The sequence below is a fragment of the Actinomadura fibrosa genome (genome assembly GCF_900659615.1).
GTDB lineage: Bacteria > Actinomycetota > Actinomycetes > Streptosporangiales > Streptosporangiaceae > Spirillospora > Spirillospora fibrosa.
In genome coordinates, this window is the sequence record NZ_CAACUY010000037.1 from 28,048 (window position 1) to 40,563 (window position 12,516).

Genomic DNA, 12,516 nt, shown 5'->3' on the forward strand with positions numbered 1-12,516 from the left:
TCAGCTGTACCAGAGCTTGCGGTCGTCGCCGCGCGGGTCGTTGACGACCTCGTCGGCGGCGCCGTCGAACAGCTTGACGGCCCGCGCGGACGGGTCGAACCGCGGCCAGCCGGGGTCGCCGTCCGCCGCGAAGGCGATCCAGGCGCGGTGCATGGCGTCCGCGAGGGCCTGCGGCGGGTTGGGCCCGGCCAGCTCTTTCGCCTCGTCGCCCAGGTTGTCGAAGACGAACCCCAGCTCCAGGGCGTGGCAGGCGCCGAGGTCGTGGTTCGGGGACCGCCAGCCGAACTCGTACATCCAGGTCCCGCCGGTGCCGCCGGCGGCGGCGTGCGCGTCGGCGGCGCGGTTCGCGGGGATACGGAAGATGCTGTCGGTGATGATCGCCGCGAGCAGCTCGCCCGCGGACATCTCGGGGTGCCGGTCGCGGTAGGCGGACGCGATCGCCGACGGGACGCCCATCCCGGCGGTCACCGCGCCGATGAAGTCGTGGGTGAGGGCGCCCGCGAGGCCGGACGGCATCAGGAACAGCCGGAACTCCTCGGAGGTGTAGCCGAGCAGGAGGTCCACGTCGCGTCCGGCGCCGTCGCGCAGCGCGTCCTCGGGGCGCCGGGCGAGCAGCTCGCCGTCCAGGACGGGGGTCAGCGACATCGCGCCCGCGGCGGTGGTGGCGCCCCAGCGGCCGGGGTCGGGGAGCGCGGCGACCTCGGCGGCGACGGCGGCCTGCACCGGCACGATCGCGGCGGGGTCGAGCGCGGCGAAGCCCTCGGCGGTCGGCTCCACGCCGAGCCGCGCCGCCATCTCGCGGGTGACGAGCAGGGCGTCGTCCGGGTCCTGGGCGACGCTCCCGGCGCCGCTCTGCGCGATGGCCCGCCCGAACAGGCCGAGGTCGAGGGACAGCAGCGTGGTGACGCTCATCCCGCCCGCGGACTCGCCGAAGACCGTGACCCGGTCCGGGTCGCCGCCGAAGCCCGCGATGTTGTCGCGGACCCACTCCAGCGCGGCGATCTGGTCGAGCAGCCCCCGGTTCGCGGGGGCGCCGGGCAGGTGCGCGAAGCCCTCCACGCCGAGCCGGTAGTTGATCGTGACGCAGACGGCGCCGTCGCGGGCGAAGTTGCGGCCCTCGTAGACGCCGACGGCGCCGGACCCGTTGCGGAACGCGCCGCCGTGAATCCACACCATGACCGGCAGGCCGGACGCCGCGTCGGCGCCGGCGGGCGTCCAGATGTTCAGGTTCAGGCAGTCCTCGCCCGGGATGTCGGGATCGGGCAGGAGCCGGTCGTAGGGGCGCGGGTAGCCGGGCTTGGGCGCGGTCGGGCCGTACTCGACGGCGTCGCGGACGCCGTCCCAGGGCTCCGGGGGCTCCGGCGGGCGGAACCGGTTCGCGCCGAACGGGGGCGCGGCGTAGGGAATGCCCAGGTAGGCGGTGACGCCGTCCCGCGTGGTGCCGCGGACCCGCCCGTACGCGGTGCGAACGACCGCCTCCATGCCGCCTCCGATTCTAGAACTCGATTCGACATCAGAGAGCGTACGGGACGCGGCGGCCCGTCGGAACGCGCCCGGCGTCAGTTGCCGGTGGCCCCGTCGGGCTCCGTCCCCGCCGCCCTCGCCGCCGCTCCCGATGCCGCTCCCGGGCCCGTTCCCGGCTCTGGCGCCGGGGTGAGCATCCGGGTCAGGTAGCCGCGGGCGAACGCGCGGATGGCGTCCTCGCCGTCCAGCGCGAGCCCGCCGCCCGGGACGAGCAGCAGCGACACGGCGACGCGCAGCAGGACCTCCGCGACGGTGGCGGCGTCGCCCGCGGCGGCGGGACGGGCGCGGTGGAGCCGGTCGGCGAGGATGTCGCGGGCGGCGAGCATGACCGCGCCGCCGTTCATGCTGAGCTGCGGCAGGAACGCCTCGGGCTCGCTCTCCACGACGCGCGCGAGCAGCGGGTGCGCGCGGGCGCTCTGCAACCCGGCCACGAACCCCTCGACGACGGCGTCCTCCGGCGACGCGAGGTTCTCGGTGGCCTCGGCGATCGCGGTGAGGAAGCGGCGGACCTCCCGCAGGATCACCGCCTGGAGGAGCTGCTCCTTGTTGGTGAAGCGCCGGTAGATCGTCGTGCGGGCGACGCCGGCGCGCTTGGCGACGTCCTCGACGCTGACGCGGCGCAGCCCGTAGGTCTCAAACTCGGCGAGCGCGGCGTCCAGGATGCGGGTGTCCAGGCCGTCGGCGTCCTCGGCCCCCAGCGAGAGCCGGGCCAGCAGCCCGCCCGCCTGGGTCGCGTCCATCGTCATAGCGGCACCTTAACCGTGCGGGAACCGTGCGGAACCGGGAGTCGGGCGTGCGGATGCAACACAGCTACAATAATCGTAGATCTGTTCTTTCGCTTGCTTCCACGGCGGTGCACATGACGGACGAGCCCGGCCCCACCCCGCTCGGTCCCGGGTCGCTGACCTGGCGGTACTTCGGCGACACCCGGATGCTGCTCGTCGGGCCGCGGGCGGCGGTGCTGCAGAACATGCTCCCGGCGCTCGGCCAGGGCGTCCTCGACCACTCGGTGTTCTTCTCGGAGACGTTCGCGCGGCTCAAGCGGTCCGCCGGGCCGATTCTCGACACCGTGTACGGCGGGGAGCGCTCGGCGGAGACCGGTCGGAAGGTCCGCGACTACCACCGCGACATCAAGGGGACGATGCCGGACGGCTCCCGCTACCACGCACTCGACCCCGAGACCTATTACTGGGCGCACGCCACCTTCCTCGACCACATGCTGTACGGCATCGAGACCTTCATCCGCCCCTTGGACGAGGCGGAGAAGCGCCGGATCTACGACGAGTCGAAGACCTGGTTCCGGATGTACGGGGTGAGCGACCGGGCGATGCCGGAGGACTGGGAGGCGTTCCAGGCGTACTGGAAGCGGATGCTCGACGAGGAGATCGTCGCGCACAGGACCGCCCGGTACGGCGTCGGCTACGTCACGAAGGGCCTGCCCGCGCCGCCCAAGGTCCCGGCGCGGCTGTGGCGCGCGGTGTCGCCGCCGCTGAACGCCGTGGCCCGGTTCATCACCGTCGGCGGCCTGCACCCCCGGATGCGGGAGCTGCTCGACCTGCCGTGGAGCGCCGCCGACGAGCGCCGGTACCGGCGGTTCGCGGCGGCCGTCCGCGCCGGGAACCGGCTGTGGCCGCTGCTGCCGGAGGCCGTCCGCTACCTGCCCCAGGCCCGCCGCGCCCGCACCGCCACCCGCGCCGCCGCCGCCCGGGACGGTCAGGACCCGGATCGGATGCGGGCGTCGTAGCCCTTCCTCGCTTCGGGGTCGTAGTCCAGGAAGAGGGTGTCGAGCCCGTACCGGCGGGCGACGGCCCGCTTGAGGACGTCGGGGAACAGCGCGCCCAGCCGGATCTGCGCGCCGAGCCGCTTGGGCACCACGACCTGCGGGCGCGGGCGGGCGATCAGGTCGACGATCGCGGCAGCGATCTCCTCGGGCTCGCAGTTGCGCTGGCCCTTGGGGCTGCGCGTCCCGGCCACCAGATCGGTGTTGGTGAACGTCGGCAGCACGGCGCTGACGTGCACGCCGCGGTCGCGGACCTCCAGCCGCGCCGCCTCGGTGAACGCCACCACGGCGGCCTTGCTGGCGTTGTAGAGGGCCAGGCCCGGCGTCGGCATGACCCCGGCCACCGACGCGACGTTGATCACGTGGCCCCGGCCGCGCGGCAGCATCCGGTCCAGGGCGAGCTTGGTGCCCAGCATCACCCCGTGCACGTTGATGTCCAGGCAGCGGCGCGCGTCGGCGTCGCTCTCCCCCGTCACCGGCCCGATCGGCATGATCCCGGCGTTGTTGATCAGGACGTCCAGCCGCCCCGCCGACTCCTCGACCTTGGCCAGGAACGCCGCGAACGACTCGCGCGAGGTCACGTCCACGGCGAACGAGACGACGCCCAGGACGTCCGCCGCGTCCTTGGCCGCGCCCTCGTCGATGTCGCCGATCACGACGGTGGCGCCGCGCGCCTTGAGCGCGCCGGCGGTGGCCAGCCCGATGCCGCGCGCGGCACCGGTGATCGCGACGACCTTGCTCATCGGCCTTCCTCCAGACTGTCGAGCCGGACGGGCAACCCGTCCTTGGGCGAGGGCAGTGAGGTCGTGTCCAGCGGCCACTCGTAGCGCGCGGGCACGCTCCACCGATACCGCTGGAGCACCTGGTGCAGGATCGACTTCACCTGCATACCGGCGAAGTACATGCCGATGCACTTGTGCGCGCCGCCGCCGAACGGCGACCACGCGTACTTGTGGACCTTGTCCTCGCGGCGTTCCGGGCCGAACCGCTCCGGGTCGAACCGCTCGGGGTCCGGCCACCACTCGGCCATGTGGTGGTTGGTGAGCGTCGGGACGACCACGGTGGTGCCCTCGGGGATGTGGAAGCCGAGGATCGAGGTGTCCTTGACGACCTTGCGGGGCAGCGCCGGGACGGGCGCCACCATCCGCAGCGCCTCCTTCATCACCATGTCGATGCCGGTCAGCTCGTCCAGGTCGGCGTAGTCGAGGCCGGGCCCGCCGCGCCGCGCGGCGAGGGCGAGCGACTCGTCCCGGAGCCGCTCCTGCCACTCCGGGAACTTGGCCAGGTAGTACGCCATCGTGGTCAGCGTGATCGTGGTCGTGTCGTGCGCCGCCATCAGCGCGAAGATCATGTGGTTGACGACGTCCTCGTCGGTGAACCGGTGGCCGTCGTCGGTCTCGGCCGCGCAGAGCGCGGCGAACAGGTCGTCGCCGCCGTCGCGGCGCTTGGCGGGCAGGTGCCGGTAGAAGAACTCCTCCAGCACCTTGCGGGCCTGGAGGCCGCGGTGCCAGCGCAGCCCGGGCACGGGGAAGCGCACGTAGGCCGTCCCGGCGCGGACGGCGTCGATGAACGCGCCGTTGACGCGGTCGCGCTCCGCCCCGTCCAGCTCGACGCCCATGAACACGTCGGTGGCGAGGTCGAGCGTGAGCTGCTTGACGTGGTCGTAGACCTTGAAGTCCCGCCTGGGCTCCCAGGCGTCCAGGCCCTGGACGATGCCGGGCGCCATCGCCTCCATGTAGGCGTGCAGCCGCTTGCGCGTGAACGCCTGCTGCATGATGCGCCGGTGGTGCAGGTGCTCGTCGAAGTCGAGCAGCATGATGCCGCGGTAGAAGAACGGCCCGATGAAGTAGCTCCACGCGGGGCCGTTCGCGAACGCCTTGTCGCGGTTGACCAGCACGGCCTCGGCGGCCTCCGGGCCCTGCACGGTCACGGTCCGCTGCCCGAGCAGCCACCCCCAGGCGACCGGGCCGTACTTCTCGTAGCGCTCGCGGGCCACCTCGAACGGCCGCCGCATCACGGCGAGGGTGTTGCCGATGTAGGGGACGCCGGGCACGCCGGGGACCGCTTTGAGGCCGCTGCCCTCCGGCGGCGGCGCGAGGACGCTCGTCATGGACCCTCCGGACGCCCGGCCCGGCGTGATCCGGCCGGACGCGCAACAAATGAGCGGAATCTGTCGCTTTGTTGTAACGCAGGGAGCGCCCGTAAGTCCAGGCTTATCGGCCGCCGACTTGCCCCGGGGCCCATGCGGCCAAGGGTCAGCGGGCCTGGCGGGCGGCGCGGGCCTTGAGGAGCCGCCGTCGCGCCGCGTCCGTCAGCGGCCGGTACGCGCCCGACGCGTCGCGGTAGAACGTGCGGCCGTCCCCGGCGGGCGGGACGCCCTCCTCGCTGAGCGGCACCGTCCGCAGCCTCCGCCCCGCCGTGACCGGCACCTCGTCCACCACCCGGACGATCGCCGGGCGCAGCCCCGGCTCCACCCGCAGCAGCGCCTCCGACAGGTCGACCGGCCTGACCTCGTCCTGGTCGGGGTCGCAGACGCTGACGGCGGCCGCGGCCAGCTCGTGGTCCCCCGCCGGGATGCCGTACACCGCGACGGCGTCGATGTAGGGCAGGTCGCCGAGGGCGTCCCGGATCGGGCCCGGCGGGACGATGCCCTCCGCCGTGCGGATCAGCTCGGCGTCCCGTCCGACCAGCCAGAAGTCGCCGTCGGCGTCGCGGCGGAACAGGTCCCCGGTGATCGTCCAGGCGTCCTCGGGGGCGAACGCGCCGCGGACGGGACGGGCCGCCGCGCCAAGGGCCGACGGCCGGACCCGCGCGAGCAGCATGCCGATCTCGCCGGGCTCGCATTCGATCGCGAACCCGTCCGGTCCCTCGGCCAGCCGGCCGCGCTCCAGGTCGTAGCGGGCGAGCCGCACCGCCGCGCTGCCCGGCAGGGGCCGCCCGAGCGAGCCGGGCTTCTTGCCGCTCAGGTTGACCAGGATCGTCTCGCCCTCGGTCGAGGCGTAGAACTCCAGCACCCGCGCCGGGGCGAACCGCTCCTCCACCCGGCGCCACAGGCCGCGCGGCATCCCGGAGCCGATGAACAGCCGGACCGCGTGGTGCCGCTCCCCCGGATGCGGCGGCGCCTGCACGAGGTCGCGCAGCAGCGTCCAGGTGTAGGACGCGACGGTCACCCCGTACCGGCGCGCCTCGTCCCAGAACGTCTCGGGGTCGTAGGCGCTGGCCAGCGCGAGCCTCGCGCCGCCCGCGACGGCGCCGCCGAGGCTCATCAGCAGCGCGGACGGGTGCTGGATCGGCGTGATGCTGAACACCGTGTCGGACGGCGACAGCGCCGCCGACGACGCCGTCCCGAACGCCGACAGCGCCCACCGCCGGTTCGTGATGCGGCTGGCGCGCAGGTGCTCGCCGTCGCCGCTGAACACCACGAACGCGAGGTCGCCGGCGCGTCCCGGGTTGGGCCGGTACCAGCCGGGCGGCTCCACCTCGTCGGGGTCGATGCGCTCCATGTCCACGAGCCCGCCCGCGCCGGCGTCCCCGCGGCGTCCGGCGCCGCCGAGCAGGTAGGCCTGGACGCCGTCGAGGCGGGCCGCCGCCGCAGCGTGCTCGGGGTCGGCGACGACCCGCGCGACCTGCCCGAGCCGCGCCTCGGCGGCCGGGTCCCCGTCGGGGCGCAGCAGCACCGCGACGGCGCCGAGCCGGCTCAGCGCCGCGACCAGCGCGAGCGCCGTCGGCCGCGTCCCCATCAGCACGCCGACCGCGTCGCCCTGCCGGACGCCGATGTGGATCAGCCCGCGGACGACGGCGTCGATGCGCCGCTTGGCCGCGTCGTGCGTGTACGCGCGCCCCTGGTAGAGGAAGAACACCTCGCCCGGCATGCGGGCGGCCTGCTCGTCCAGCAGCAGCCCCATCGACATGCGCGTGGTGGAGTGGATCCGCTCCAGCCGGGCCAGCCGCGGCAGGTTCTGCGCGGCCTCCCCGGCGAGCTGCCGGGTGCCCCGGACGGCCCGCGCGGCGGTCACGGCGGCGGACCGGGCGGCGCTCGTCCCGATGCCCACCGCGAGCTGGAGCCCGTACCCGGCGGGGCCGCCCGGCAGCCCGGCGGCGGGGGCCTCCTCGTCCCCGGTGACGGGCGCGACGATCTCCGGCAGGTCGGCGGCGCCGTCCCGCCAGTGCGCCCACCCGGCGACCGCGGGCCACGTCTGCGCGATCGCGAGGCTGCCGACGACCAGCCCGAAGTGCCCGGCCCGCAGCGACGCCTCGTACACCTGGGCGCGCGGCGCGGCCCGCCGGATGCCGCGGACCATCGGCGGCGCCGCGATCTCGTCCACCTCCCCGACGAACGTGAGCACCGGGCAGGTGATGTCGGCGAGCGTGACGAGCCGGTCGCCGATGACGAACCCGCCGGTCAGCATCCGGTTGTGCTGGATGAACTGGCGGATGAACTCCGCAAGCGCCGGGCCCGGCCACGACACCCAGCCCTCCCGCTCCAGGAACCGCCGCTGCCGCTCGCGCGGCGCGAGCCGCTCCCGGTCGTGGAGCTGGAGGATGAACTCGACCCGCGACCGCACCGACTTCACCGGGCTGAGGAGCTGGAACCCGAGTCGCGTCACCCAGCCCGGCACCGCGAAATTCCCCAGGAGCGCGTCGGGGATCCGCTCGACGCCCTCGGCCGCGAGCCAGCTCGGCAGCCCGAACGGCAGCCCGACGCTCGTGTCGGCGGGGCTCCCGAACGTCACGACCGACTCGATGCCCTCGCTCCGCCGGTACGCCGCCGCCTGGTAGACGAACATGCCGCCCTGCGAGTACCCCGCGAGGTGGACGTCCCGCCCGGTGATCCGGCGGATCCGGTCCACGGCGTCGCTCACCGCGAGAACGTGGTCGGAGACCGTCCGCTCCAGCCCGCCCGGCTCCCGCTCAGGGGCGCCGAAGTCCACCACCCACGGGTCCACGCCGAGCCGGTGCAGCACGCCGACCGCGCTGACCCGCGAGGAGATGTCGTACACCTCCGCGGTGATCATCAGCGGCGGGACGAGCAGCACCACCGGCCGCTTCCCGTCCGCGTCCCCGGCGGGCTCCGCGTCCGGGAAGTAGTGCCGCAGCCGGTAGATCCGCTGCTCGGTCACGACCTCGCACGGAGACGCGTCCTCGTCGGTGTCGAACCCGCCGAAACGGGCGACCTCCAGGGCGTTCTGGGCGGTGGAGCCCAGGCGGGAACCCAGGCGGAGCAGCGTCTTCGCAACAGGCGGCATCGTCGACCTCTCAGAGCGTCAACGACATGTTGTCCGTTATCACCGGCTTTAGCAATCGGAGCGCGAAGGCGCCCCGCGCGGGCTCAGCCGACGATGCGGGCACCGTCCATCCGGCCCGCCTGGAGCCGCTCCCACATGTACCGGCGGCGCGGCTTGCCGCTGGACGTCCGCTGGATCAGCCCGGTGCCGACCACGATCGTCACGTCCACGTCGTCCCCGACCCGCCGCCGCAGCATCTCGCGGACCTCGGGCGTCCACGCGTCGTCGTTCGTCTCGGCGAACAGCGCCAGGCCCTTCTGGCCCGCGCCCGGCACGCCGACCACCACGATCCGGCCCTTGCCGAGCCCGCTCACCTCGGCGATCTTGGCCTCCAGGTCCTCGACGTAGACGGAGCGGCCGCGGACCTTGATGCTGTCGCCCATCCGGCCGAGCACGAACAGCTGGCCCTCGTGGAAGAACCCGGCGTCCCCGGTGTAGACCTTGCCGTCGATGAACCGGGTCGACTTCGCCTCCGCGCCCGCGTAGTAGCCGGGGCACGCCGACTCGCCGCCGACCACGATCTCGCCGAGCAGCCCCTCGGCCAGCTCGTTCCCGGCGTCGTCCACGATCGCGACCGGGACGTCCTCCTCCGGCGTGCCGCAGCCGACGACCCAGCCCGCCTTCGCGCCGAGCGACTCCGCGCCCAGCGTGTGCCGCTCCAGCATCCGGACGGGCTGCCCGAACGCCAGCGACTCCGGATCGGGCCGCACCGCCAGCGGATCGCGGTTGACGTGGTCCATCGTGACCAGCAGCGTCGTCTCCGCCATCCCGAACGCCGGCTTGAACGCCGTCCGCGAGAACCCGTACGGCTCGACGAGCTGCGCGAACACCTCCAGCGCGTGCGGGTCGATCGGCTCCGCGCCGATGATCGCGGTCTTCCAGCCGGACAGGTCGAGCCCGTCCAGCTGGCCGGGCTTGACCCGCCGCGCGCAGTACGCGTACGCGAACGGCGGCGCCGCCGTGTGCGCGGCCTCGGCGAAGCAGCGGATCCAGCGCGCGGGGTCGCGGATGAAGTGGTCGGGGCGCATCAGCCGCAGCGTCGCCTGCCGCGCGATCGGGGTCAGGAAGCAGCCGATCAAACCCATGTCGTGGTACAGCGGCAGCCAGGACGCCACGACGTCCTCGTCCGCGAACCCGGCCGTCCGCGCGATCAGCTCGGTGTTGGCCTCCAGGTTGTCCCAGGTGACCATGACGCCGCGCGGCGCGCCGCTGGAACCGGACGTGAACTGGAGCAGCGCCAGCTCCCCGGCCGGCTGGACCTCGGCCTCCTCCGCGGCCTGACGCGGCAGCCACGGCTCCCCGTCCAGCCCGGCGTCGGCCAGCGCCCGCCCCGCGTACTCGGCGAGCCCGTCGGACGCGATGACCAGCACCGGCCGCGCCTGCCGCAGGATCGCCGCGACGTGCGCGACGTAGTCGTCCCCGTCCTGGAACAGCGGCGGCGTGATCAGGCACACCGTCGCGCCCGCCGCCCACACGGCGAAGTACGTCTCGATGCAGGTGAAGTCGGTCGGCAGGATCACGCACACCACGTCGCCCGGGCGCACGCCGTCCTCGATCAGCGCCCCGGCGGTCCGGCGCGCGGCGGAGGCCAGCTCGGTGTACCCGCGGTACTCCCAGCCGCCGTCATCGGACGCCAGGTGAACGCCGCGTCCGGTGTGCGGCTTGTCCAGCCAGTCCCGCAGCGCAGATGCCATCGTGTTCCCTTCGACGTGACCCGCGGGTAACTTCACCAGCACGGCGCGGTCCCGTCAACCGGCCGCGATCAGAAAGAGACCGGCCGGTCACATGGTGGTGCCCTGGTGGCCGCTCGACCGTCCCGCGCGGCGCGTCAGCCGCCCTGCGCCGCGGGTCAGCCGCCCTGCGCGGCGGCCCGGCGCCCCGCGAACCGCGCCGCGAGCCGCCAGCCGAGCAGCACGAACCCGAGGAACACCGTCGCCACGATCACGAAGGCGACCGCCGTCCCCTGCCCCGACACGGCCCGCAGCACCATGCCCACGGCGACGGTCGAGACCCAGATCCCGACCCCGGCGGGCACCAGCGCGTCCGCCCTCCGCCACGCCCGCGTGACCGCCCACCCGGCGGCGAGCCCCACAAGGAACGGCCACGCCGTGGCCGCGAACCCGGTCAAGCTCCCGGCCTCGTCATGCGAGGCCCGCCCGATGGCGACGAACACAACCACAGCGGCCACGTCCAGCACCCCGCCCACGACATTCCGCATACCCCCAGGCTATGACCGGTGGCGAGCGCGCATGACCGCCAACGCGAGCCAGATCGCCGCGGCGGCGTTCGGAACCAGCTCGGTGGGACTCGGCGTCCAGCCCGCCGCCGGCCGCAGGTCGGGACCGAGCCGTATGCGGTGCCCCGGCCGGAGCCACGGCTGGTCGATCCCGCCGTCGGCGTACTCCCACCCGAGCTTGACGGGACGTCCGACGGCCCTGGCCTCGTCGATCTCCCTGCCCAGCCAGCCGGGGTCGTCGATGACCAGGAGCAGGCAGATCTCCGGACGCAGCGTCAGCAGGTTGACCGACACACCGGTGTAGTAGAGGTCCCCGGCCCGCCGGGCGTCCCGCGGGTCGACGGCCCTCTCCAGCCGCGCGATCTCGGGAGTGAGCGCGGGGTCCGGCGGCTCGGTGACGTCCTCCAGTTCCCAGCCCTCGTACTCGTCGGCCGCGAACAGCTCCTCGACCCATTCACGGCAGAAGTTGCGCCACACGGAGAACTCCGCTCTCCGCGTCCGCTCCTCGGCCACCGCACGGGCGTTGAACGGCGCGAGGATCCCCGAGGGGGCGACGTGCCGGAACCCGGGATGCGTGTTCACGTCCTCTGACCGCGCGGGCAGCAGGATGTCGTACCCGCCCTGCCCCGTGGCCAGCATCACCGTGGTCGCGTGCGAGAGGGCCGCTGCCCGGAAACGTCCCGTCTCCACCGGCCCGGCCTCTGGCCCGTACTCCCGCCTGATGCGCTCATGCAGGTAAGCGCGCCGGCGAAGCGCGCTCAACGGCACCGGCGCGTCGAGGTCGGGACGCCCGTCCAACGCGGCCACCAGCTCCGCGTCGAGATCCTCCGAGGTGACCAGGGAGACGAAGTAGCGGCTCAGGAACGCATCGATCTTCGGCCCGCCCTCGTGACGGAGCCGCCCGAAGGCGAAAGCGGCCCCGGGGAACAGATGGCGGAGCTGCTCGGGATCGGACCGCTTCGTCTCCAGGTACGACGCGTAGAGCTCATCGAACCGCGGGCGCCCGAAGCGGTCGAACTCGAAGTCGTCATAGTCGCCTTCTCCGGGCACGCGATCCCCCTGGAGATCACCGAGAGCCGCCTCCACGTCCCGCCACTGGCTGCGAGGCGCGGGGAACGCGGTGATCGGCATCTCCACACCCCACAACTCGACCAGCGGATGGGCGGGATAGATCTCGCGCAGCGTCGCGGACAGCCCCCGATGACCCAGCACACGCCCGAGACGCTCCCGCTCGGCTATCGCCGCTCCGCTGAGCCGGGACGGCCTCGCCGCGGGCCGGGGCGGCGGTAACGGCGAATCGGCCAGGATCCCGTCCTCGATCCTCTGCCGCCAGGTCCTCCACTCGTCCAGCGTCCCCCAGGCCCGGTGCGGACCGCCGGCCGGCACCTTCCTGCCCCTGCGATAGCAGGTCACGACGAAGGCCTCGACGAAGTACTCGTCCTGAAGGGTCAGCTCCTCGCCCCGGAGCTTCCGGGACAACCTGGTCTTCGACGCACCGCGCACGCCGTACGGCTTCCCGTCCGTCATCCCCTCGACCAGCTCGGCCTGGCTGAGCTTGGCGAGCTGGAAGAGCCGGATCAACGTCGCCCAGAGATGCCGCCCCTTAGCCACGTCGTCCGGCTCATCCGGCTCGCCAGGCTCGCCGCCCGAGGGCCGCTCCCGGTCCGGGTTCCGTTCGTCCCGTTGATCAA

The 12,516-nt window shown here is 73.6% G+C and carries 9 protein-coding genes; 1 reads left to right on the plus strand and 8 read right to left on the minus strand.

All coding sequences use genetic code 11. The annotated features are described in order from the left end of the window. Positions 1-1,482, minus strand: a complete 1,482-nt coding sequence (locus E1300_RS15755; protein ID WP_131757743.1) for a carboxylesterase/lipase family protein — start codon at positions 1,480-1,482, stop codon at positions 1-3. 77 nt (positions 1,483-1,559) lie between these two features. Continuing rightward, positions 1,560-2,270: a TetR/AcrR family transcriptional regulator gene (locus E1300_RS15760; protein WP_242619170.1), complete on the minus strand. Its 711-nt coding sequence runs from the start codon at positions 2,268-2,270 to the stop codon at positions 1,560-1,562. A gap of 113 nt (positions 2,271-2,383) precedes the next feature. Here E1300_RS15760 and E1300_RS15765 point away from each other — a divergent pair, with 113 nt between their 5' ends. Continuing rightward, positions 2,384-3,268 (plus strand): oxygenase MpaB family protein, encoded by an 885-nt coding sequence (locus E1300_RS15765; RefSeq protein WP_165502857.1) that lies wholly within the window; start codon positions 2,384-2,386, stop codon positions 3,266-3,268. Here E1300_RS15765 and E1300_RS15770 read toward each other — a convergent pair. From E1300_RS15770 to E1300_RS15795, 6 genes are all read right to left on the minus strand, one after another. Then, a complete protein-coding gene (locus E1300_RS15770; protein ID WP_131757745.1) occupies positions 3,238-4,047 on the minus strand; it encodes an SDR family oxidoreductase in 810 nt (269 codons plus the stop codon). The genes E1300_RS15765 and E1300_RS15770 overlap by 31 nt on opposite strands. Further along, positions 4,044-5,414, minus strand: a complete 1,371-nt coding sequence (locus tag E1300_RS15775) for a cytochrome P450 (protein WP_131757746.1) — start codon at positions 5,412-5,414, stop codon at positions 4,044-4,046. Before E1300_RS15775 ends, E1300_RS15770 begins: the two co-directional genes overlap by 4 nt. A 145-nt stretch (positions 5,415-5,559) precedes the next feature. After that, positions 5,560-8,550 carry an AMP-binding protein gene (locus E1300_RS15780; protein ID WP_131757747.1) on the minus strand — a complete coding sequence of 997 codons (2,991 nt, stop codon included), beginning with the start codon at positions 8,548-8,550 and terminating at the stop codon, positions 5,560-5,562. An 83-nt stretch (positions 8,551-8,633) separates the two neighbouring features. Next, positions 8,634-10,283 carry an AMP-binding protein gene (locus E1300_RS15785; protein ID WP_131757748.1) on the minus strand — a complete coding sequence of 550 codons (1,650 nt, stop codon included), beginning with the start codon at positions 10,281-10,283 and terminating at the stop codon, positions 8,634-8,636. A 155-nt stretch (positions 10,284-10,438) separates the two neighbouring features. After that, positions 10,439-10,807, minus strand: a complete 369-nt coding sequence (locus E1300_RS15790; protein ID WP_131757749.1) for a DUF3054 domain-containing protein — start codon at positions 10,805-10,807, stop codon at positions 10,439-10,441. Between the two features lie 9 nt (positions 10,808-10,816). Beyond that, on the minus strand, positions 10,817-12,436 hold the full coding sequence (locus E1300_RS15795) for a hypothetical protein (RefSeq protein WP_131757750.1): 1,620 nt from the start codon (positions 12,434-12,436) through the stop codon (positions 10,817-10,819). Positions 12,437-12,516: the final 80 nt, after the last annotated feature.

Coding starts and splice junctions, on each gene's coding strand:
- E1300_RS15755 (WP_131757743.1), bottom strand. CDS start 1,482: ATGGAGGCGGTCGTTCGCACCGCGTACGGGCGGGTCCGCGGCACCACG.
- E1300_RS15760 (WP_242619170.1), bottom strand. CDS start 2,270: ATGACGATGGACGCGACCCAGGCGGGCGGGCTGCTGGCCCGGCTCTCG.
- E1300_RS15765 (WP_165502857.1), top strand. CDS start 2,384: ATGACGGACGAGCCCGGCCCCACCCCGCTCGGTCCCGGGTCGCTGACC.
- E1300_RS15770 (WP_131757745.1), bottom strand. CDS start 4,047: ATGAGCAAGGTCGTCGCGATCACCGGTGCCGCGCGCGGCATCGGGCTG.
- E1300_RS15775 (WP_131757746.1), bottom strand. CDS start 5,414: ATGACGAGCGTCCTCGCGCCGCCGCCGGAGGGCAGCGGCCTCAAAGCG.
- E1300_RS15780 (WP_131757747.1), bottom strand. CDS start 8,550: ATGCCGCCTGTTGCGAAGACGCTGCTCCGCCTGGGTTCCCGCCTGGGC.
- E1300_RS15785 (WP_131757748.1), bottom strand. CDS start 10,283: ATGGCATCTGCGCTGCGGGACTGGCTGGACAAGCCGCACACCGGACGC.
- E1300_RS15790 (WP_131757749.1), bottom strand. CDS start 10,807: ATGCGGAATGTCGTGGGCGGGGTGCTGGACGTGGCCGCTGTGGTTGTG.